At 74.3% G+C, this 20,532-nt stretch carries 18 protein-coding genes; 8 read left to right on the top strand and 10 right to left on the bottom strand.

Annotated features, from left to right (window positions below):
* The first annotated feature begins 3 nt into the window (after positions 1 to 3).
* From ACZ7RU_RS09285 to ACZ7RU_RS09260, 6 genes are all read left to right on the top strand, one after another.
* On the top strand, positions 4 to 561 hold the full coding sequence (locus ACZ7RU_RS09285; RefSeq protein WP_470340255.1) for an RICIN domain-containing protein: 558 nt from the start codon (positions 4 to 6) through the stop codon (positions 559 to 561).
* 48 nt (positions 562 to 609) lie between these two features.
* Positions 610 to 1,404, top strand: coding sequence for a TVP38/TMEM64 family protein (locus ACZ7RU_RS09280; protein ID WP_470340254.1), 795 nt, complete (start codon positions 610 to 612; stop codon positions 1,402 to 1,404).
* Positions 1,405 to 1,486: 82 nt separating this feature from the next.
* A complete protein-coding gene (locus ACZ7RU_RS09275) occupies positions 1,487 to 2,002 on the top strand; it encodes a DinB family protein (RefSeq protein ID WP_470340253.1) in 516 nt (171 codons plus the stop codon).
* A 282-nt stretch (positions 2,003 to 2,284) separates the two neighbouring features.
* Positions 2,285 to 2,677 (top strand): cell division protein SepF, encoded by a 393-nt coding sequence (locus tag ACZ7RU_RS09270; RefSeq protein WP_470340252.1) that lies wholly within the window; start codon positions 2,285 to 2,287, stop codon positions 2,675 to 2,677.
* Between the two features lie 150 nt (positions 2,678 to 2,827).
* Positions 2,828 to 3,505, top strand: coding sequence for a TetR/AcrR family transcriptional regulator (locus ACZ7RU_RS09265; protein WP_470340251.1), 678 nt, complete (start codon positions 2,828 to 2,830; stop codon positions 3,503 to 3,505).
* Complete coding sequence (locus ACZ7RU_RS09260; RefSeq protein ID WP_470340250.1) at positions 3,502 to 5,073, top strand: MFS transporter; 1,572 nt, start codon at positions 3,502 to 3,504, stop codon at positions 5,071 to 5,073. The genes ACZ7RU_RS09265 and ACZ7RU_RS09260 overlap by 4 nt, the downstream gene beginning before the upstream one ends.
* 81 nt (positions 5,074 to 5,154) lie before the next feature.
* Here ACZ7RU_RS09260 and ACZ7RU_RS09255 read toward each other — a convergent pair whose 3' ends face one another.
* The 9 genes from ACZ7RU_RS09255 to ACZ7RU_RS09215 all read right to left on the bottom strand — a co-directional run bounded on the left by ACZ7RU_RS09255 (position 5,155) and on the right by ACZ7RU_RS09215 (position 18,939).
* Positions 5,155 to 7,650: a SpoIIE family protein phosphatase gene (locus ACZ7RU_RS09255; RefSeq protein WP_470340249.1), complete on the bottom strand. Its 2,496-nt coding sequence runs from the start codon at positions 7,648 to 7,650 to the stop codon at positions 5,155 to 5,157.
* A 148-nt stretch (positions 7,651 to 7,798) separates the two neighbouring features.
* Positions 7,799 to 8,419, bottom strand: coding sequence for a TetR/AcrR family transcriptional regulator (locus ACZ7RU_RS09250; protein ID WP_470340248.1), 621 nt, complete (start codon positions 8,417 to 8,419; stop codon positions 7,799 to 7,801).
* A gap of 113 nt (positions 8,420 to 8,532) precedes the next feature.
* Complete coding sequence (locus ACZ7RU_RS09245) at positions 8,533 to 10,131, bottom strand: 4-coumarate--CoA ligase family protein (RefSeq protein WP_470340247.1); 1,599 nt, start codon at positions 10,129 to 10,131, stop codon at positions 8,533 to 8,535.
* Between the two features lie 313 nt (positions 10,132 to 10,444).
* Entirely contained in the window at positions 10,445 to 11,617 is a 1,173-nt protein-coding gene (locus ACZ7RU_RS09240) for an acyl-CoA dehydrogenase family protein (RefSeq protein WP_470340246.1), read from the bottom strand.
* 12 nt (positions 11,618 to 11,629) lie between these two features.
* On the bottom strand, positions 11,630 to 13,690 hold the full coding sequence (locus tag ACZ7RU_RS09235; RefSeq protein ID WP_470340245.1) for an acetyl/propionyl/methylcrotonyl-CoA carboxylase subunit alpha: 2,061 nt from the start codon (positions 13,688 to 13,690) through the stop codon (positions 11,630 to 11,632).
* A 15-nt stretch (positions 13,691 to 13,705) separates the two neighbouring features.
* On the bottom strand, positions 13,706 to 15,304 hold the full coding sequence (locus tag ACZ7RU_RS09230) for an acyl-CoA carboxylase subunit beta (protein ID WP_470340244.1): 1,599 nt from the start codon (positions 15,302 to 15,304) through the stop codon (positions 13,706 to 13,708).
* Positions 15,301 to 17,031, bottom strand: coding sequence for an acyclic terpene utilization AtuA family protein (locus ACZ7RU_RS09225; protein WP_470340243.1), 1,731 nt, complete (start codon positions 17,029 to 17,031; stop codon positions 15,301 to 15,303). The genes ACZ7RU_RS09230 and ACZ7RU_RS09225 overlap by 4 nt, the downstream gene beginning before the upstream one ends.
* Positions 17,032 to 17,213: 182 nt before the next feature.
* The gene (locus ACZ7RU_RS09220) at positions 17,214 to 17,948 is read right to left on the bottom strand and encodes a hypothetical protein (protein ID WP_470340242.1); all 735 of its coding nucleotides are present in this window, start codon (positions 17,946 to 17,948) and stop codon (positions 17,214 to 17,216) included.
* Between the two features lie 136 nt (positions 17,949 to 18,084).
* Positions 18,085 to 18,939: a LysR family transcriptional regulator gene (locus tag ACZ7RU_RS09215; protein ID WP_470340241.1), complete on the bottom strand. Its 855-nt coding sequence runs from the start codon at positions 18,937 to 18,939 to the stop codon at positions 18,085 to 18,087.
* Positions 18,940 to 19,020: 81 nt separating this feature from the next.
* Between ACZ7RU_RS09215 and ACZ7RU_RS09210 the strand changes: the two genes are divergently transcribed.
* Both ACZ7RU_RS09210 and ACZ7RU_RS09205 read left to right on the top strand, forming a co-directional pair.
* On the top strand, positions 19,021 to 19,515 hold the full coding sequence (locus tag ACZ7RU_RS09210) for a cupin domain-containing protein (protein ID WP_470340240.1): 495 nt from the start codon (positions 19,021 to 19,023) through the stop codon (positions 19,513 to 19,515).
* Positions 19,516 to 19,581: 66 nt separating this feature from the next.
* On the top strand, positions 19,582 to 19,941 hold the full coding sequence (locus tag ACZ7RU_RS09205) for a DoxX family protein (RefSeq protein WP_470340239.1): 360 nt from the start codon (positions 19,582 to 19,584) through the stop codon (positions 19,939 to 19,941).
* Positions 19,942 to 20,099: 158 nt separating this feature from the next.
* Here the strand turns inward: ACZ7RU_RS09205 and ACZ7RU_RS09200 are convergent.
* Positions 20,100 to 20,532, bottom strand: a 433-nt coding sequence (locus tag ACZ7RU_RS09200) for an IS5 family transposase (protein WP_470340238.1), incomplete at its 5' end; no start/stop codon positions are given.

The following is a 20,532-nucleotide window of genomic DNA, read 5'->3' as shown; positions in this document are numbered from 1 at the left end:
CAGATGCCCCGAAGAACCCGTCTCCCCCTCGCCGCCGCCGTCCTCGCCACCACCGCGGTGGCGCTCGCCGCCCCGCCCGCCACGGCCACCACCGCCGCTGCCCCGGCCACCACCGACTTCGGACCCGCCGAGATCCGCACCGGGATGTACCCCGGGCCGAACGACCTCTGCCTGGAGGTCGCCGACTGGCGCACCGACAACGGCGCCCCGGTCCGGATCTGGACCTGCACCGGCGGCGACAACCAGAAGTGGACCCAGACCGCCCAGGGCTGGATCAACCTGCACAGCGGCAAGTGCCTGGAGATCCCCGCCTTCAGCACCGTCTGGGGCACCCGGGCCGGCCAGTGGACCTGCAACGGCGGCACCAACCAGCAGTGGAGCGACCCGCCCGCCAGCCACCCCGGCACCCCGCGCCGGATCGAGAACGCCAACAGCGACCTGGTGCTCGACGTCTCCGGCGGCGTCCTCGCCGACGGCACCCCGGTGATCCAGTGGAAGTTCCTCATGGGCGCCTACAACCAGTACTGGCACTACAACCCGGCGAAGAACCCGAACAGCTGAGCCGGGACCCGGCGCGGGCGCGGCCCGGGCACCGGTTAGGCTCGGGCGGTGTTCGAGCCCGATGCCGTTCCCGCACCGCCCGTCGTGGCCGTTCCCGCACCGCCCGTCGTGGCCGTTCCCGCACCGCCCGCCGAGCCGCAGCGGGCGTCCGTCGCCACGCCGCAGCCCGCCGCCGCGCCGCGTTCCCCGTGGTGGCGGTTCGCGCTGCTGGTGGCGGTCCTCGCGGCGGCGGCCGGGTCGCTGCTGCTGTGGAGCCCGACCGAGCTGCTCTCCGGCGGGCTGGCGGACCGGATGCCCGGGTACTGGTTCGGCCCGCTGTTCGCCCTGGTCTACGCATTGGGGACGCTCGCCTTCGTGCCCCGGCCGGCGCTGAACGCGGTGGCCGGGCTGCTGCTCGGCATCCAGCAGGGCGTGCTGCTGTCGGTGCTCGGCACCACGGTGGGCGCCGCCCTGGCCTTCGGGCTCGGCCGGGGCCTCGGCCGCGAGGCGCTGCGCCCGTACCTGCGGGGGAAGGTGCTCGGGGCGCTCGACCGGCGGTTCACCGAGCAGGGCTTCCGCAGCGTGCTGGTGCTGCGGCTGCTGCCCGGCATGCCGTTCCAGGCGGCCAACTACGGCGCGGCCTTCTCCGGGGTCCGTTTCCTGCCCTTCGTGCTGGCCACCGCGATCGGCGTGGTGCCGACCACCGCGGTGTACGTCACGGCGGCGGCCAGCGCGGGCCGGCCGGGCTCGGCGGCCTTCCTGCTGTCGGCGGGGGTGATCGCGCTGCTGGTGCTGGGAAGCGTGGTGGGGCTCTGGCGCACGGCCCGGACCCGCCGCCGGACGACGGCCGGCCGAACCGGCTGAGTCGGCCGAGTCGGCTGAACAGTGAACGGCCCCGGGCAAAAGCATTCGCGCTCAGGCGCCCCCGGACGCCAGGATGGCGCGCATGACCGAACTCGACCCGCGGGTGGACCCGCCGACGACGGCCGACGAGGCCGCCACCCTGATCGCCTTCCTCGACTACCACCGCGACACCCTCGCGGTGAAGTGCGAGGGCCTGACCGACGACCAGCTGCGGCTGCGCTCCGCCCCGCCGTCCAAGCTCTCGCTGCTCGGCCTGGTCCGGCACCTGGCCGACGTGGAGCAGCACTGGTTCCAGTCCATGCTGCCCGGCCGGGAGATCACCGCCTGGCACTTCTGGACCGAGGAGAACAGGGACGACGACTTCGACGGCGTCGACACCGCCGACGTGGCGGCCGACTTCGCCACCTGGCGCGCCGAGGTCGAGGCGGCCCGCCGGGCCACCGCCGGCCTGCCGCTGGACACCGTCGCCAAGAAGCTGCGCCACGGCGAGCCGGTGACGCTCCGCTGGATCCTCACCCACATGATCGAGGAGTACGCGCGACACAACGGCCACGCGGATCTTCTGCGCGAATTGATCGACGGTTCGACCGGCGAGTGACGCGACGGGTGAAATCGTTTCCGCATTGTTGACAGAAGGTCAATTACGCAGTGACCGCGACCGATAAGGTCAACGCGCGCAACCGTACGGCGCTGCGCCGCGTCCATCGGAGTACCCGGGTTCGCCCGGGTTTCCGGCGCGGCACGACTCGTACGGGGGTTGCGAGCGGGCACGGGACCGGTGAACAGTGCGATACTCGGACAGTTCCGACGAGTGGATGACGTGTCAAGAACGGCACGCGACCCCGGGGGACCAGGACGGGACGAGGCAGGGAGGCGCGGCATGGGAGCACTTCGCGACGAGCACCACAACGGGTGGCTGATGCCCTCGGGGAACTACCCGGCCGCGGTGTACGACGACGAGTGGGTCGATCAGGAGACGGTTCCGGCCGCCCCGGCGCCCACGAAGATCGTCTCCCTGCGGCCGACCGGCTTCGAGGCGGCCCGGACGGTCGGTGAGCACATCCGGGCGAGCATCCCGGTGGTCATGGACCTCACCGAGATGGACGAGGCCGAGGCCAAGCGCATGGTCGACTTCGCCTCCGGGCTGATCTTCGGCACCCGGGGCGGCATCGAGCGGATCGCCCGGAGGGTCTTCCTGCTCACCCCGGCCGACGTCGAGGTCATGGTGATCGACCGCCCGATGGACGAGACCGGCTTCTACAACCAGAGCTGAGCCGGCCGGAGCCCGGCGGCCACCCCGAGCCGGGGACGGTACACCACCGTCCCCGGTTTTTTGCTGCCCGCCGTCCCAGCCTCGCGTCTCAGTTGAGAGCCCGGCCATAAAAATGAGACACCGATGTCTCATATGAACTAGACTCGGCTCATGGCCACCGATCGCGACACCGTCCTGGAAGCCGCCGTCAGCGTGCTCTCCCGCCGCCCGACCGCCCACCTGGACGAGATCGCGCGCGCCGCCGGCATCAGCCGCGCCACGCTGCACCGGCTCTTCCCGGGGCGCGACGCGCTGACCCGCGAGGTCGGCCTGCTCGGGCTGCGCCGGTTCGCCGCCGCGCTGGACACCGCCGAGGTCGAGCAGGGCGACGCCGAGGCCGCGCTGCGCCGCCTGGTGGACGCCTCCGTCCCGGACGCCATGCTCTGCGCCTTCCTGGCCGGCGAGAACCAGCTCTACGAGCACGACGACATCAACGACCTCTGGGAGGTGCAGATCGCCCGGCTGCACGCGCTCTTCCTGCGCGGCCAGCAGCAGGGCGTGTTCCGGATCGAGCTGAGCGCCGCCTGGCTGAGCGAGGCCTTCTTCGACCTGGTGGCCGGCGTCGGCTGGTCCATCCAGGACGGCCGGCTCGCCCCGCGCGACGCCGCGTTCTCGCTCGCCGAGCTGTTCCTCGGCGGCGCGCTGCGCAGACCGGACGCCCGCACCGCCGCTGCCGCCACCGCCGGCAGCACGACCACCCACGGCTCCACCGGTGCCACCGGTGCGACCGCCCACGGCACCACCTCCCCCAGCACCGCCGACCACAGGCCGGACACCGATAAACCATGAGCACCCTGACCGCCCGCCAGCGCTGGACCGGCCTCGCCGTCCTCGTCCTGGCCGTGACCGTGGTCGCCCTGGACGCGACCGTCCTGTCCCTCGCCATCCCGTCGATCAGCGAGACGCTGCGCCCCAGCGGCACCCAGCTGCTCTGGATCGGCGACTCCTACTCCTTCGTGCTGGCCGGCCTGCTGGTCAGCATGGGCGCCCTGAGCGACCGGATCGGCCGCAAGAAGCTGCTGCTGGCCGGGTCCACCGCCTTCGGCGTGGCCTCGCTGCTGGCCGCCTACGCGCCCAGCGCCGGCTGGCTGATCCTGGCCCGCGCGCTGCTCGGCGTGGCGGGGGCGACGATCATGCCCTCCACGCTCTCGCTGATCCGCAGCCTCTTCCCGGACGACCGGGAGCGGGCCACCGCGATCGGCATCTGGGGCGCGGCCGCCACCGCCGGAGCCGCCCTCGGGCCGGTGGTCGGCGGGGTGCTGCTGGAGCACTTCTGGTGGGGTTCGGTGTTCCTGCTGAACATCCCGGTGCTGATCCTGCTGCTGGTGACCGGCGCCTGGCTGCTGCCGGAGTCCAGGGACCCGGAACCGGGCCGCTGGGACGTGCTCAGCGTGCTGCTGTCGATGGCCGGTGTGATCAGCGTGGTGTACGCGGTCAAGGAGGCCGCCGCGCACGGCGTGGACCGCTGGGACGTACCGGCCGCCTTCCTGCTGGGCGCCGCCGCACTGTTCGTCTTCGTCCGCCGCCAGCTGCGGCTGGACACCCCGCTGCTCGACGTCCGGCTGTTCCGCGACCGGCGGTTCACGGCGGCCGTCTCGGCCTCGCTGATCTCCCTGGTCGGGCTCTCCGGCGTGATCTTCGTGGTCTCCCAGTACCTCCAGCTGGTCCGCGGCTACCAGCCGCTCCAGGCGGGCCTGGCCGAGCTGCCGGCCTTCGCGGGCTCGGTGGTCGGCGGTCTGCTGACCGCCCGGATCGCCCGGCGCTTCGGCGCCCGCAGGGCGCTGACGGCCTGTCTGCTGGCGATGGGTCTGGGCGTGGGCGCGCTCGGCTGGCTGGCGCAGGACACCACCTACCTGCTGCTGGCCGCCTCGTTCCTGCTGGTCGGGACGGCCGAGGGCGTGGTCTACACGCTCGGCGCCGACCTGGTGCTGGGCGCCGCGCCCGCCGACCGGGCCGGCGCCGCCTCGGCGGTCTCGGAGACGGCGTACGAGCTGGGCACCGCGCTCGGCATCGCGCTGGTGGGTTCGGTGGTCGGCTCGGTCTACGCGAACGGGCTGGCGGTCCCGGCCGGGACGGATCCGGCGGCCGCCGCCCGGGCCGGCGAGTCGCTGGGCTCAGCCGTCGAGACGGCGCAGGGCCTGTCCCCGGAGCTCGCCCGGCCGCTGCTGGCGAGCGCCCGGGAGTCGTTCGTCCACGGCATGAACAACGCCGGGCTGCTGTCCGCCGCGCTGCTGGTCGGGGCGGCCGTGATGGCCTGGCGGCTGCTGCGCGGAGTGTCCGAGCCGAAGCCCGGGACGGGGACGGACGCGGAGGACGTGGTCGCCGCGCCGACCGCGCAGCCGAAGGTCGACGCGTAGGGAGACAGACCCGCGAGGACAGACGAGAACGGCCGTTTCCCCCAGGGGAACGGCCGTTCTCGTGCGCGCGGAGAACGTTCTCTACGAGGTCCCGAAGGGCAGTTCCAGCTCCGCCCAGACCACCTTGCCGTCCCGGGTCAGCCGGCTGCCCCAGCGCTGCGCCAGCTCGCTGACCAGGAACATCCCGCGCCCGCCCTCGTCCTGCTCGGCGAACGGGCGCAGCTGCGGGGTCTGCCCGCCCGCGTCGGAGACCTCCACGGTGAGCACCCGGTCGCGGAACAGCCGCAGCCTGCGCGGGGCGTCGGCGTGCAGCAGGGCGTTCGTGACCAGTTCGCTGACCAGCAGCTCGGCGTAGTCGGTGAGCGTCGACAGGCCCCAGGCCTCCAGGGTGGCGCGGGTGAAGCGGCGGGCCTTGCCGGGCACCCGGCCGCCGCCGGACAGCGGCAGGGTGGCTATCCGGTCGGCGGGCAGCGGCAGCACCCGGGCCATGATCATCGCGATGTCGTCCTCGGTTCCGTCGGTGACCAGCGCCGCGAGGACGGCGTCGCAGCTCTCCTCCAGGGTCCGGCCGGGGCCGGCCAGGGTGCGGGCGAGCTGGTCGATCCCGGCGTCCAGGTCCTGGCCGCGCCGCTCGACCAGGCCGTCGGTGTAGAGCGCGACCATGCCGCCCTCGGGGATGCCGAACTCGATCGACTCGAAGGCCACCCCGCCGACGCCCAGCGGCACCCCGGGCGGCACCTCCACGACGGACGCGGTTCCGTCGGGGGCGACCCGGACCGGCGGCAGGTGCCCGGCCGAGGCGACCTGGACGGTGCGCTCCAGCGGGTCGTACACCGCGCAGATGCAGGTGGCGAACTGGCCCTCGCCGATCCCCGAGGCGGTCTCGTCCAGGCGGGTGAGGACCTGCTCGGGCGGCATGTCGAGGGTGGCGAGGGTCCGGGCGACGGTGCGCAGCTGGCCCATCGTGGCGGCGGCCCGGATGCCGTGGCCCATCACGTCGCCGACCACCAGGGCGACCCGCCCGCAGGACAGCGGCACCACGTCGAACCAGTCGCCGCCGACCTCGCTGACCACGCTGCTGGGCAGGTAGCGGTAGGCGATCTCCAGACCGAGGGTGCGGTGCACCTCCTGCGGCAGCAGGCTGCGCTGGAGGGTGAGCGCGGTCTCTCGCTCGCGGCGGTAGAGCCGGGCGTTGTCGAGCGCCAGGGCGGTGCGGGCGACGAGTTCCTCGGCGAGGGCGACGTCGGCGGCGGTGAACGGCTCGGGGTTGCGCATCCGGATGAACTCGGAGCCGCCGAGCACCATGCCCCGTGCGGTGATCGGCACCATCAGGTACGAGTGGATGCCCGCCGCGACCCCGGGGGCCACCCGGTCCTCGCTGGCCACCAGTCCGCGCAGCGCCTCCTCGTCCACGTGGGCGCGCAGCAGCGGCTTCCCGCTGCGCAGGCACTGGACGTAGCTGCGGTCGGGGGCGTACTCGGAGGTCTCGCCGACCACGTCCACGGCGTGCGCGAGGCCGGACTCGTAGGACTCCCCGACGGCGACGGCGCGCAGCGTGACGTTGCGGTCGGAGGGGATCGCGGCGGGCTCGGCGCCGCGCAGCACCGGCTCCAGGAGGTCCACGGTGGCGAAGTCGGCGAACCGGGGGACGACGGCCTCGATCAGCTCCTCGGCGGTGCGCTGGAGGTCGAGGGTGGTGCCGATCCGGGCGGTCGCCTCGGCGATGGTGGCGAGCCGCTCCTGGGCGCGGGCGGCGCGGGCCTCGGCCTGGAAGCGCTCGGTGACGTCGATGATCGAGGAGCAGACCCCGAAGACCCGGCCGGTGGAGTCCTCCAGCCGGAAGTAGGAGGCGGACCAGGCGCGGTCCCGCTTGGGGTCGCCGGGGACCCGGCCGTGCGAGCGGGCGTCCACCACGGGCTTGCCGGTCTTGAGCACCTGGCGCATGATCTGCTCGATCTCGGCGCTGTTGATGCCGGGCAGTACCGCCGATATCCGGCGGCCGAGGTGGGCGGCGACGGGCACCCCGTTCATCCGGGCCAGCGCCTCGTTGATCCGGATGTAGCGCAGCCCGGTGTCGTAGACGGCCATGCCGATCGGCGAGCGGCCGAAGATGCCGTCCAGCACCGCGAGGTCGGCCTCGACGGCGTGCAGGGCGCGGGTGTCGGAGGCGGTGGCGAGCAGCAGCAGGGTGCCGGCCGGGCCGGCGATCGGGTAGGTGCGGAACTCCAGGTCGACGGTGTGGCCGTCGCGGTGGCGCACCGGGAAGACGCCGGACCACCCCGTGCCGCTCATGATCCGCTGGAAGAGGCCGAGCACCTCGGCGCGGTCGGACTCGTCGGTGAGCAGCTGGGCGGCGTAGCTGCCGACGGCCTCCTCGGCGGGGTAGCCGAGCAGGGCCTCGGCGTCCTCGCTCCAGTGCAGGATCAGCCCGTCCTGCTGGAGCAGCGCCGTCGCGAGCGGGACGAGCCGATGGCCGGTGGGCCGTTCGCCCTCGGCGCGGGCGTCCTCGGGACGCGCCGGGGTGCCGCCCGGTGCCGGGTCGGCGGCGTCGGTCGCGTCCCACTGGTGTCCGTGCATGATCAGACAGCACCCCGGTTCGGCTCGTGCCCGGCCGGATGGGCCTCGCGGTCCGCGCCGGCCGGGGTTCTTCTCCAGACTGCACGGACATCGGCCGCCCGGCGACCCCTTGGTCAGGGGGCGTCCGGCCGCTCCGGGTGTACGGGCGTCATGGGCGTACCGGCCGCAGCGTACTCTCCAGAACGCCCGCCCACTGCCGGATCACTCCGGAACGTCGGTGGCTGTCGTCGGTGAGCAGGTTGGCGAGGCCCAGTCCGCGGGCGAGGTCCAGTGTGGCCTGCACCGATTCGCGCACTCCGGGGCGGGTCTCGTCGGCGTCCAGGAACTCCACGGCGGCCCGGTGGGCCTCCCGGCCGACGTGGCCCTCCAGGGCGATGATCCGCTCACGCAGCGCCTCCTCGGTGGCGGCGGCGGTCCACAGGTGCAGGGCGGCGCGGAACAGCGGGCCGGTGTAGAGCCGCACGATCATGTCGACCACGGCCCCGGTGCGGTCCGGCCCGGCGGCCGGCAGCTCGTCCGCGTGGGCGCGGACGGCGGCCAGCCGCTCGGCGGTGACGTGCTCGACGGCCGCGGTGAAGAGGTCCTCGCGGGTCGGGAAGTGGTGCTGGGCCGCGCCCCGGGAGACCCCGGCCCGCTCGGCGACGACGGCGACGGTGGAGCCGTGCCAGCCGAGCTCGGCCAGGCAGTCCACGGCCGCCGCGAGCAGCCGGGCCCTGGTCGCTCGGCTGCGGTCCTGCTGCGGGGTGCGGACGGCGGGGTGGCTGGTCATGGCGGCGGGCGGTTCCTGTTCCGGTCGGGGCGCGGCGGGTCCCGGTCGGGGCGCGGCAGGAAGATCCTCACAGACGGGCGCCGGTCCTCGGCCGCCGGGGCGGCCCGGGCCGGTCAGCGGGCGGCGGCGCGACCGGCCTCGCGGGCGCGCAGCTCGCGGCGGAGGATCTTCCCGGCCGCGGACTTGGGGACGGCGTCCACGAACTCCACCGCGCGGACCTTCTTGTAGGGGGCGACCTGCCGGGCGACGTAGCCGGTGACCTCCTCCGCGGTCAGGGCGCTGCCCGGGGCGCGGACCACGAAGGCCTTGGGGCACTCGGTGCCCTCGGCGTCCGGGATCCCGATCACGGCGGCGTCGGTGATCTGCGGGTGGCCGAGCAGGACGGCCTCCAGCTCGGCGGGGGCGACCTGGTAGCCCTTGTACTTGATCAGCTCCTTGACCCGGTCGACGATGTGCAGGTAGCCGCGTTCGTCGACGAAGCCGACGTCGCCGGTGTGCAGCCAGCCCTCGGCGTCGACCACCGCGGCGGTCTCGGACGGGCGGCCGAAGTAGCCCTTCATCACCTGGGGGCCGCGGATCAGCAGCTCGCCGCGCTCGCCGGGCCCGAGGTCGCCGTCGGAGCCGTCCAGGGCGGCGATCCGCAGCTCGGTGGAGGGGACCATCCGGCCGACCGAGCCGGGCGGGGGGTCGCCCTCGCGCGGGGAGACGACGTGGGTGACCGGGGAGAGCTCGGTCATGCCGTAGCCCTGGAGCAGGTGCGGCAGGCCCAGCCGGCGGGCGCAGGCGTCGGCGAGTTCGTGGTCCAGCGGGGCGGCGGCGCACAGCAGGTACTCGACCGAGGAGAGGTCGTACTGCTCCACGACCGGGTGGCGGGCCAGCGCGAGGGCGATCGGCGGGGCCACCACGAGGGCCTGCACCCGGTGCTCCTGGATCGCGCGGCAGAACTGCTCCAGGTCGAAGCGGGGCAGGACGACCACGGTGGCGCCGCAGCGCAGCGGCTGGTTGAGCAGCGCGGCCAGTCCGTAGATGTGGAAGAACGGCAGGACGGCGAGCACCCGTTCGCCCTCGGCGGGGCGGTAGAGGGCGTCGCACTGGGCGAGGTTGGTGGCGATCGAGCGGTGGGTGAGCATCACGCCCTTGGGCAGGCCGGTGGTGCCGCTGGAGTACGGCAGCACGGCGATGTCCTCGCCCGGGTCGATGGCGACCTCGGGGGCGGGGCCGGCGGCGGCCAGCAGGTCGGTGAGCGAGCGGTGGTCCTCGGCGCCGTCCAGGACGATGATCTCGGCCAGCGGGTGGCCCTGTTCGGCGAGCAGTTCGGCGGCCGCACGGGCGGTCGGCAGGAAGCGGGAGACGGTGACCAGCCAGCGGGTGCCGCTGTCGCGCAGCTGGCCGGCCAGCTCGGGGGGCGTGGCGAAGGAGGAGACCGTGGTGACGGTGGCGCCGGCCCTGGTCGCGCCGAAGTAGGCCATCGGGTAGGCGGTCGAGTTGGGGCTGAAGAGGGCGACGACGTCACCGCGGCGCACGCCTGTCTCGGCCAGCCCCGCGGCCACCCGCTCGACGGCGGCGGCGAGTTGGGCGTAGCTGGTGCTCTCGCCGGTGATGCCGTCGATCAGGGCCGGACGGTCGCCGTACCTCCGCGCGGCGCCGAGCACCGCTTCGTGGATCGGCAGGTCGACCACGGGGACGTCGGGGAACTCGCTTCGGAACACCAAGGTGAGCCTCCAGTAAGGAAGTTGACGTGGCAACAAAACCCGGTGAGCGTTTCGGTGCGGTGCGCGTTCAGGAGCATACGGACAGTCAGGGGTCCGGCTCGGCCATTGTGGGGAACCGGGAGCGGGGGATGCGGGGCGCGGTTGCTCCCGGGGGGCGCCCGACCGGGCGTCGCGCACCACACCCACCCGCCCCCTGGCGCTCCCCCGCCGGGTGGCCCCCTCCCCCGCCCCCGGCCCGGACCCGCCCGTGGACGCCGCACCGGCCGCGAGGACGGCACCGTGGTGTTCGCGCATCCGTGCGAGGGCCGGCGACTCAGTACGACTTGGGCAGCCCGAGGGTGTGCTGGGCCACGTAGTTGAGCACCATCTCCCGGCTGACCGGGGCGACCCGGCCCACCCGGGTGGCGGCCAGCAGCGCGCCCAGCCCGTACTCCTGGGTCAGGCCGTTGCCGCCGAGGGTCTGCACCGCCTGGTCGACCGTACGGGCGGCGGCCTCGCCGGCGGCGTACTTGGCCATGTTGGCGGCCTCCCCGGCCGCGAGGTCCTCGCCCGCGTCGTAGAGCAGGCCGGCCTTCTGGGTCATCAGCCGGGCCAGTTCGATCTCCACCGCGCACTGGGCGAGCGGGTGGGCCAGGCCCTGGTGGGCGCCGATCGGGGTGGACCAGACGGTGCGGGTCCTGGCGTACTCGACGGCCTTGCCGAGGGCCTGGCGGGCGAGGCCGAGCGAGAAGGCGGCGGTGAGGATGCGCTCGGGGTTGAGGCCGGCGAACAGCTGGAGCAGGCCCGCGTTCTCGTCGCCGACCAGGGCGTCGGCGGGCAGCCGGACGTCGTCCAGGAAGACCTGGAACTGCTTCTCCGGGGCGACCAGCTCCATCGGGATCGCCCGGTACTCGAAGCCGGGGGTCTCGCGCGGGACGACGAACAGGCATGGCTTCAGCCGGCCCGTGCGGGCGTCCTCCGTACGGGCGACGAACAGCACCGCGTCGCAGTGGTCGATGCCGGAGACGAAGACCTTGCGCCCGGTCAGCAGCCAGTCCTCGCCGTCCCGGCGGGCGACGGTGGATATCCGGTGCGTGTTGGAGCCGGCGTCCGGCTCGGTGATGCCGAAGGCCATCTTGCGGCTGCCGTCGGCCAGTCCGGGCAGCCAGCGGCGCTTCTGCTCCTCGGTGCCGTAGCGGGCGATCACGGTGCCGCAGATCGCCGGGGAGACGATCAGCAGCAGCAGCGGGCAGCCGGCGGTGCCGAGTTCCTCCAGGACGATGGCGAGGTCGGTGACGCCGCCGCCCCCGCCGCCGTACTCGGCGGGCAGGTTGACGCCGAGGTAGCCGGCCTTGCCGGCTTCCGCCCACAGTTCGTCGGCGGGCTCGCCGGCCCGGGCCTTGGCGAGGTAGTAGGCGGAGCCGTAGCGGCGGCCGAGGTCGCCGACGGCCTGGCGCAGGGTCCGGCGTTCGGGGGTCTCCAGGAGCTGACTGCCGATGGTGGACATGCGGGTCCTTCCTCAGGCTTCGGTGGGCTGGACGACGGCCGGGGCGGGCTGCGTGGCGGCCGGGGCCGGCTGTACGGCGGTCGGGGCGGGCGGGGCGGCGGTCGGGGCGGGCTGGCCGCCCGGGACGGGCTGGACTACGGCCAGCAGGGTGCCGGTCTCGACCTGCCGGCCCGGGGCGGCGAGCAGTTCGACGAGGATGCCGTCGGCCGGGGCGGCGACGCGGTGCTCCATCTTCATCGCCTCCAGAACCAGCAGCGGCTGCCCTGCGGTGACGGTGTCCCCGACGGCGGCGGCGACCCGGACGACGGTGCCGGGCATCGGGGCGAGCAGCGCGCCGGGGTCGGCGCGGACGGCGGGGTCGGGGAAGCGCGGCAGCGCGGTGAGCGCGGTGCCGCCGGCCGGGGTGTCGACGTGCACCCGGTCGCCGTACCGGGCGATCCGGTAGGTGCGCCGGAGCCCGCCCTCCGACAGCACCACCCGGTCCGGCGCGGCCTCGACGAGTTCGACCCCCGGGTGGCCCTCGGCCAGCAGGCCGGTGCGGGTGAACCGGTAGCGGACGGCCAGCTCGGTGCCGTCCCCGGTGCCGTCCTCGGTGCCGTCCTTGCTGCCGTCCTCGGCCCGGTAGCGCCTGAGCTGCGGCTGGGAGGGCAGGTTGCGCCAGCCGGAGGGCAGCGCGCCGCGGCGGCCGGCCGCGTCGGCCAGGGCGGCGGCCAGCGCGGCGCGGGCGACGCCCTCGGTGTCCGGGACGGTGAGGTCGGCCGTGTGCTCGGCCAGGAAGCCGGTGTGCAACTCGGCGGCCAGGAAGGCCGGGTGGCGCAGCACGCGGACGAGCAGCTCCCGGTTGGTGGCCGGGCCGTGGATCCGGGCGCGGGCGAGCGCGTCGGCGAGCCGGCGGGCGGCGGTCGCGCGGGTGGGCGCCCAGGCGATCACCTTGGCGAGCATCGCGTCGTAGTGCGGGGTGATCTCGCTGCCGGCCTCCACGCCGGAGTCCAGCCGGAGCCCGGTTCCGGTGAACTCCTGGTACGGGAGCGTGAGTTCGAGCCGGTGCAGGGTGCCCGTGGCCGGCCGCCAGTCCTGCGCCGGGTCCTCGGCGTAGAGCCGGGCCTCGATCGCGTGGCCGCTGGGGGCGGGGGGCTCGGGCGGCAGTCGCGCGCCCTCGGCGACGGCGAGTTGCAGGGCCACCAGGTCCAGGCCGGTGACCGCCTCGGTGACCGGGTGTTCGACCTGGAGTCGGGTGTTCATCTCCAGGAAGAAGAACCGGCCGTCCTCGGCGAGCAGGAACTCGGCGGTGCCGGCGCCCGTGTAGCCGATCGCCCCGGCCGCGTCGCGGGCCGCCGTGTGCAGTGCGGCGCGGACCTCCGCCGGCAGGCCGGGGGCCGGGGCCTCCTCGATCACCTTCTGGTGCCGCCGCTGAAGCGAGCAGTCGCGGTCGCCGACCGCCCAGACGGTGCCGTGGGTATCGGCCAGCAGCTGGACCTCGACGTGCCGGCCGGCGGGCAGGTAGCGCTCGCAGAACACCTCGTCCGAACCGAAGGCCTTGGCCGCCTCGGCGCGGGCGGCCGCCAGCTCGCCGGGGAGGTCGGCCAGGCTCCGGACGACCCGCATGCCGCGTCCGCCACCGCCCGCGGCGGCCTTGACCAGCAGCGGCAGGTCGGCCTCGGTGGGCTCGGTGAGGGCGCCCAGCACCGGCACCCCGGCCTCGGCCATCAGGCGCTTGGCGGCGGTCTTGGAGCCCATCGCGGCGATCGCGGCCGGCGGCGGGCCGACCCAGACCAGGCCGGCGTCCAGCACGGCCCGGGCGAACCCGGCGTTCTCGGACAGGAACCCGTACCCGGGGTGGACGGCGTCGGCCCCCGCGGCCAGCGCGGCCCGGACGATCAGGTCGGCGCGCAGGTAGGTGTCGGCGGGAGCGGCGCCGGGCAGCCGGACGGCGGTGTCGGCCTCGCGCACGTGCGGGGCGCCCGCGTCCGGGTCGGAGTGGACGGCGGTGGTCGCGATGCCGAGCTCCCGGCAGGTGCGGAAGACCCGGCGGGCGATCTCACCCCGGTTGGCGACCAGCAGGTTGGTGATCATTGTCTGGGGAGTCCCTTACAGTCGGAAGACGCCGTAGCCGCGCGCGCCGTCGACCGGCGCGTTGTGGATCGCGGACAGGCACAGGCCGAGCACCGTCCGGGTGTCGCGCGGGTCGATGACGCCGTCGTCGTAGAGCCGGCCGGAGAGGAACGCCGGCAGCGACTCGGCCTCGATCTGCTGCTCGACCATCGCCCGGATCGCCGCGTCCGCGTCCTCGTCGTACGGCCGCCCCTTCGCCGCGGCCGACTGCCGGGCGACGATCGACAGCACCCCGGCGAGCTGCTGGGGGCCCATCACCGCGGACTTGGCGCTCGGCCAGGCGAACAGGAAGCGCGGCTCGAAGGCGCGGCCGCACATGCCGTAGTGGCCGGCCCCGTAGGAGGCGCCCATCAGCACGGACAGGTGCGGCACGGTGGAGTTGGCGACGGCGTTGATCATCATCGCGCCGTGCTTGATGATGCCGCCCTGCTCGTAGTCCTTTCCGACCATGTAGCCGGTGGTGTTGTGCAGGAACAGCAGCGGGGTGTTCCGCTGGTTCGCCAGCTGGATGAACTGGGCGGCCTTCTGGGACTCCTGGCTGAACAGCACGCCCTGGGCGTTGGCCAGCACGCCCACCGGGTAGCCGTGCAGGCGGGCCCAGCCGGTGGCCAGGCTGGTGCCGTAGAGCGGTTTGAACTCGTCGAAGTCGGAGCCGTCGACGATCCGGGCGATCACCTCGCGCGGGTCGAAGGGCACCTTGAGGTCCCCCGGGACGATGCCGAGCAGCTCCTCCTCGTCGTACCTCGGCGGCTCGGCCAGCGGGTCCGGATCGGGGCCGGGCTTGCGGTGGTCGAGCCGGGCGACGATCCGGCGGGCGGTCCGCAGCGCGTCCGCCTCGTCCACCGCGAAGTGGTCGGCCAGGCCGGAGATCCGGGCGTGCATCTCGGCGCCGCCCAGCGACTCGTCGTCGGCCTCCTCGCCGGTGGCCATCCGTACCAGCGGCGGGCCGCCGAGGAACACCTTGGCGCGCTCCTTGACCAGCACGGTGTGGTCGGACATGCCCGGCACGTAGGCGCCGCCGGCCGTCGAGTTGCCGAACACCACGGCCACGGTGGGGACTCCGGCGGCGGAGAGCCGGGTGAGGTCGCGGAAGAGGGCGCCTCCGGGGATGAAGATCTCCTTCTGGCTGGGCAGGTCGGCGCCGCCGGACTCGACCAGGTTGACCAGCGGGAGGCGGTTGGCCAGCGCGATCTCGTTGGCCCGCAGGGCCTTGCGGAGGGTCCACGGGTTGCTGGCGCCGCCGCGCACCGTCGGGTCGTTGGCGGTGATCACGCACTCCACCCCCTCGATCACGCCGATGCCGGTGACCAGGGCCGCGCCCACCGGGTGGTCGCTCCCCCAGGCGGCCAGCGGGGACAGCTCCAGGAACGGGGAGTCCGGGTCGACCAGCAGCTCGATCCGCTCACGGGCCAGCAGCTTGCCGCGCTTGCGATGGCGCTCCACGTACGTGGGGCCGCCGCCCGCCAGCGCCTTGGCGTGCTCGGCGTCGAGCTCGGCGAGCCTGGCGAGCATCACGGCGCGGTGCTCGGCGTACTCGGGCCCGGCCGGGTCGACGCGGGTGGTCAGGGCGGTCACAGCAGGGCCTCCGGGGTGTCCAGGAGCATGGTCGGGATGTCGAGGTGGCGGGAGCGCAGCCACTCCCCGAGGGCCTTGGCCTGCGGGTCGAAGCGGTGCCGGGCGGCGACGCCCTCGCCGAGCAGGCCGGTGAGGGTGAAGTTGACCGCGCGCAGGTTCGGCAGCAGGTGCCGGGTGACGGGCAGGTCGGCCGTCTCGGGGAGGAGTTCGCGGAGCCTCTCGGCGGTGAGGGTGTGCGCCAGCCAGCGCCAGCCGTCCGCCGAGCGGGCCCAGACGCCGAGGTTGGCGTCCCCGCCCTTGTCGCCGCTGCGGGCGCCGGCCACCAGGCCGAGCGGGGCCCGCCGGGTGGGGCCGGCCGTCGGCGGTTCGGGCAACTCCGGTTCCACCGGCTCCGGTCGGGCGGTGGTGACGGGCGCCGGCGGTACGGCGATCCGGCGGCCGTCCGGCAGGACGGCGGTGTGCTCGACGGCTTCGGCGTCGACGTACGCGGCGCTGAACACCCCGTACGGCGCGCCCGGCCCGGGCGGGGCGGCGAGGTGGAATCCCGGATACCCGGACAGCCCCAACTCCACGGCGGCCTTGCCGAGTTCGCGCCCGACCCGGGCCGGGTCCGGGTCGCGGGCGGCCAGCCGGAGCAGGGCGGAGGCGGCCTCCTCGGTCGGGGCGTCCGGGTGGTCGGTACGGGCCAGCGTCCAGCGCAGTTCGGCGGGGCGGGCTCCGGGCGGCAGCGCCTCGGCGAACTGCCGCCGCGCCAGGGCGGCCTTGGCCTCGATGTCCAGGCCGGTGAGGAGGAACACCACCTCGTTGAGGTGGCCGCCGAGCCGGTTGAGGCCCGCCTTCAGGGTGGGCGGCGGGGCCTCGCCGCGCACGCCGTCGATCCGGACCCGGTCCGGGCCCTCCCCGGTGAGCCGCACGGTGTCCAGCCGGGCCGTGACGTCCGGGCCGAGGTAGTGCGGTCCGCCGGTCTCGTACAGGAGTTGGGCGGTGACGGTGCCGGTGGTGACGGCTCCGCCGGTGCCCGGGTGCTTGGTGATCACGCTGGAGCCGTCGGCGTGGAGTTCGGCCAGCGGGAAGCCGGGGCGGGTGACGTCGTGCTCCTGGAAGAAGGCGTAGTTGCCGCCGGTCGCCTGGGCGCCGCACTCCAGGACGTGCCCGGCCACCACCGCGCCGGCCAGGGCGTCCAGGTCCTCGTGGGTCCAGCCGAAGCGGGCGATCCCCGGGCCGACGACCAGCGCCGCGTCCGTCACCCGGCCGGTCACCACCACGTCGGCGCCGCCGGCCAGGCAGGCGGCGACGCCGAACCCGCCGAGGTAGGCGTTGGCGGCCAACAAGCCGTCGGGCAACCCGAGTTCGGCCCGGCGCGGGAGCAGGTCGTCGCCCTCGACATGGGCGACGGCCGCTTCGACGCCCAGCCGCCGGGCCAGCGCGCGCAACTCCTCGGCCAGCCGGGCCGGGTTGAGGCCGCCGGCGTTGACCACGATCTTCACGTCCCGCTCGCGGGCCAGGCCGAGGCACTCCTCCATCTGCCGCAGGAAGGTCCGGGCGTAGCCGAGCGACGGGTCCTTCAACCGGTCCCGGGCGAGGATCAGCATGGTCAGCTCGGCCAGGTAGTCCCCGGTGAGCACGTCCAGCGGCCCGCCGGTGAGCATCTCCCGCACCGCGGCGAAGCGGTCCCCGTAGAACCCCGAGGCGTTGCCGATCCGCAGTACCGTGCCGTCGCGCGCCAATGCGCCTCCCCTGCCGGTGAGTTGGCGGCACCCTCGGACGGGCGCCGCCGGGCAGCAGCGTGGCACCGCCCGAAGAAAAAAGCAATCACGCTTGCTTGTTTTCGGGCACCCGTTTCCCACCGTCCGGCATGCGCCGACACCCTCCGGCACGGCAACGGGCGGGCTGTATCCGCATCCGCCTGCTACTCCGCGGCGGCGGCCAGCCCCTGCCCCGCCGCCCAGGTGCGCAGTGCGGCTTCGGCTTCCTCGCGGGACTGCGGGCCCCGGTCGAGGTGGAGTTGCTGGAGGTGGCGGATGGCCGCCCCGATCACCCGGCCCGGCGGAATGCCGAGCAGGGCCATGATCTCCCCACCGTCGAGCGGCACCGGGACGCCGGGCAGCCGCTGGTGGAGGGCGCGCTCGGCTGCGGCCCGCTCCTCGCGCTCGCGCTCGGCCCGCTCCCTGGCGTGCCACTCGTCGTAGTCGGCCACGTCGCGGGCCTTCAGCGCGGCCCGACGCCAGTCCTCCTCGTCCCGTCCCCGGCCGAGGCCCACTTCCGTGAACAGGTCGCGGTGGTCCGGCGCGCCGGGGCCGGCCGGCGCCGCACCGAGCCGGGCGAGCGCCGCGTTGATCGGCCAGTCCTCCCGCGGACCACTGAACTCCGAGGTGTGCACGGGCCCCCACTCCCGCGCACCGGCCCGCCAGACGGCGGCGGTCTGGTCCCCCTCGCCGCCCCAGAAGTCCGCTTCGACCCGGGCCACCGGCCCGCTCCGCGAGAGCTCACGAAGGATCCGCGGCAGCTCACCGCGGAGCGCGGTGGAGAGCGGCAGCAACCCCATGCGCTGCCCGAGCGGGGCGACCACCGCCCCCGGCACCCCTTGGGCCCAGCTCCGCAAGTGGTCGAAGTCGCCGATGACGGCATCGAGTCGGTACGACATCCGCGCACGGTATCCGCGTTCCCGCGGCACCGGCCACCCGCCTCCAGCGCCGACGGATGACGGTGGAACCGGGTGGGTCCGCGGATTCCGCCGGGGCGCACAACCGGTGCCGCGCCGGACCGGCCGACGCACGTGCTCAGCGGCGGTACACGGCCATGGCGGTCTCGACGAAGGAGCGGACCAACGGGTTGGTGTCCCCCGCGTTCCACACCGCCACCACCCGGCTCGGCGCCATGTCGGCCAGCGGCACCAGGGCCAGCTCCGCGGGAAGGCCGTGTCCGAGCGGGGCCAGGCCGACCGTGCCGTTCCACAGCACGGCCTGCAGGCGTTCCTGGACGACGCGCACCACCGGGCCCTCGCGCGGCCTGCCACCGTTCCAGTACGACTGCCAGCGAGGGTCGGTGCCCTGCGGGAACTGGAACCAGCGGCGGTCGTCCAGCTCGGCCAGCCGTAGCCGGTCGCGGTGGGCCAGCGGGTCGTCGGCGCGCAGGACGACGCCGACCGGATCGGTCCGCAGGGTACGTACCGTCAGGGCGGTCTCGTCGAACGGCGCCCGGGTCAGCGCGACGTCGACCAGTCCGGCGCGCAGTCCGCAGGTCGGGTCGGTCAGATCGGTCTCCCGGACGCGGATGTCGATGCCGGGGTGGCTCCGCCGGTAGGCGTCGGCCAGCCTGGCGGCTGCCGGGTCGGTGCCGTCGCCCAGGATGCCGAGGGTGACGGTGGCGAGGCCGGCCGCCGCCGCGCTCACCCGTACCCGGACGCGGTCGGCCTGGTCGAGGAGGGCCCGCGCCTCGTCGAGTAGCACCGATCTCACCGCGGTGAGCGTGACCCCCGTACCCGAGCGGACGAACAGCGCGGCCCCGACCTCGGCCTCCAACCGCCTGATCACCCGGCTCAACGGCGGCTGGCTCATGTGCAGTCGGGTGGCGGCCCGGCCGAAGTGGAGTTCCTCGGCGACCGCCACGAAGTACCGCAAGGTCCGCAGCTCCACGCTGCAACGATACCCACGGGGTATCGGCGCCGCGGAACGGGTCTTGGACACCGGCGGCGGCCCGGCGGTGCACTGGTGGGCATGACCGAGGCAGCGAGGAGCAACGAGCCGCAGGCCGCCACCGCCGCATCGGTGGTCGGCCCCGGCGACGGCGAGACGATCGTCCTGGGCACCACGCGCATGCGGGTGCTGGAGGACGGCAGTCACACCGGGCACCGTCTGGCGATCGCCGAGTCCGTCCTCGTCCCGCACACCCAGGGGCCGCCGCAGCACCGCCACCGCGACCACGACGAGGGCTTCTACGTCCTCTCCGGCACCGTGCGGTTCACCGTCGTCGGCGACGACCACGACGCCACCGCCGGCACGCTGGTGGTGGTACCGCCCGGCACCCCGCACACCTTCGCCAACCCGACCGACCAGCCCGCCGTCATGCTCAGCACGTTCACCCCCGACCTCTACGTGCAGTACTTCCGGGACCTCCGGGACGAGCTCGCCGCCGGCCGGCCCCAGACGCCCCGGACCAGCCTCGGCGCGATGAGCCGCTACGCGACCGAGCCCGCCACCGGCCTCGGGTGAAGGGCCCTTCCGGCAATCCACACCATCGACGTGCCGCCGTGGACCTGCGGCCCTGGAACGAGAACCATGAACACGGCCTACTGGATCGTCGCGGGACCGCTCGCGCTCTTCTACTTCTACGCGGGCACGCTGAAGGCGGTCCGCAGCCGCGACGAACTCCGCCCGATGATGGCCTGGGTCGACCGCCTGCCCCTGCCTGCCCTCAGAGCACTGGGAGCGGTCGAGATGCTCGGCGCGACCGGCCTGCTCCTGCCACCGCTGACCGGCATCGCCCCCTCCCTGGCACCGGCCGCCGCCGTCGGCTTGGTCCTTCTGCAGACCGGCGCGATCACCGTCCACCTCACGGGCGGCGACCGCCGCATCGCACTCAACGCCGGGCTCACCGTTACGGCGGCCGTGACCATCTGGCTGGCCACCGCGCCGTGACCGGGCACGGCCCTCGGCCGGTCGGCCCGGCGGACGGCGGGTCGGTAGGCCGTCCTGGACGAACCCCTCACTCGTTCCAGGACTGCGGTGGAGCCGGTTCGGTCTCAGCCCGGCGCTGCTGTGACGGCCACATCGGAGGCGGTCGGCCTTTAGAGGAGCTAACACAAGGCCCGGACGCGTCGGTAGGTGATCACGCAGCAGGCCAGTTTGAGGAAGGCCTCGTGGATGTCGTCGCGGATGTCCCAGCGGATCCGCAGGCGCCGAAAGCCGTGGATCCAGGCGTTCGTGCGCTCGACGACCCACCGCACGGCTCCGAGCCCGGAGCCGTGCGGCACTCCTCGGCGGGCAATGACTGGCTTGATGCCCCGTTTCCACAGCAGCCGACGGTACTTGTCGTAGTCGTAGCCACGGTCGGCGAACAGCTGGCGGGGCCGATGGCGCGGCCGACCGGTCTTCCCACGGATGTGCGGGATCGAGTCCAGCAGCGGCAGGAGTCGGGTGACGTCGTGACGGTTGCCGCCGGTCAGGGTGATGGCCGGCGGCGTGCCCCGGCCGTCGGTGATCACGTGGTGCTTCGAGCCCGGTCGAGCG

It is taken from the genome of Kitasatospora sp. NPDC114501, assembly GCF_055633695.1.
This window is presented reverse-complemented; position numbering and strand designations above follow the sequence as displayed.

Bases quoted from the DNA above. Each gene is read 5' to 3' on its own strand.
- ACZ7RU_RS09210 (WP_470340240.1), top strand. From the start codon at position 19,021: ATGACCGAGGCAGCGAGGAGCAACGAGCCGCAGGCCGCCACCGCCGCA.
- ACZ7RU_RS09285 (WP_470340255.1), top strand. From the start codon at position 4: ATGCCCCGAAGAACCCGTCTCCCCCTCGCCGCCGCCGTCCTCGCCACC.
- ACZ7RU_RS09270 (WP_470340252.1), top strand. From the start codon at position 2,285: ATGGGAGCACTTCGCGACGAGCACCACAACGGGTGGCTGATGCCCTCG.
- ACZ7RU_RS09250 (WP_470340248.1), bottom strand. From the start codon at position 8,419: ATGACCAGCCACCCCGCCGTCCGCACCCCGCAGCAGGACCGCAGCCGA.
- ACZ7RU_RS09205 (WP_470340239.1), top strand. From the start codon at position 19,582: ATGAACACGGCCTACTGGATCGTCGCGGGACCGCTCGCGCTCTTCTAC.
- ACZ7RU_RS09240 (WP_470340246.1), bottom strand. From the start codon at position 11,617: ATGTCCACCATCGGCAGTCAGCTCCTGGAGACCCCCGAACGCCGGACC.
- ACZ7RU_RS09275 (WP_470340253.1), top strand. From the start codon at position 1,487: ATGACCGAACTCGACCCGCGGGTGGACCCGCCGACGACGGCCGACGAG.
- ACZ7RU_RS09235 (WP_470340245.1), bottom strand. From the start codon at position 13,690: ATGATCACCAACCTGCTGGTCGCCAACCGGGGTGAGATCGCCCGCCGG.
- ACZ7RU_RS09220 (WP_470340242.1), bottom strand. From the start codon at position 17,948: ATGTCGTACCGACTCGATGCCGTCATCGGCGACTTCGACCACTTGCGG.
- ACZ7RU_RS09260 (WP_470340250.1), top strand. From the start codon at position 3,502: ATGAGCACCCTGACCGCCCGCCAGCGCTGGACCGGCCTCGCCGTCCTC.
- ACZ7RU_RS09265 (WP_470340251.1), top strand. From the start codon at position 2,828: ATGGCCACCGATCGCGACACCGTCCTGGAAGCCGCCGTCAGCGTGCTC.
- ACZ7RU_RS09255 (WP_470340249.1), bottom strand. From the start codon at position 7,650: ATGCACGGACACCAGTGGGACGCGACCGACGCCGCCGACCCGGCACCG.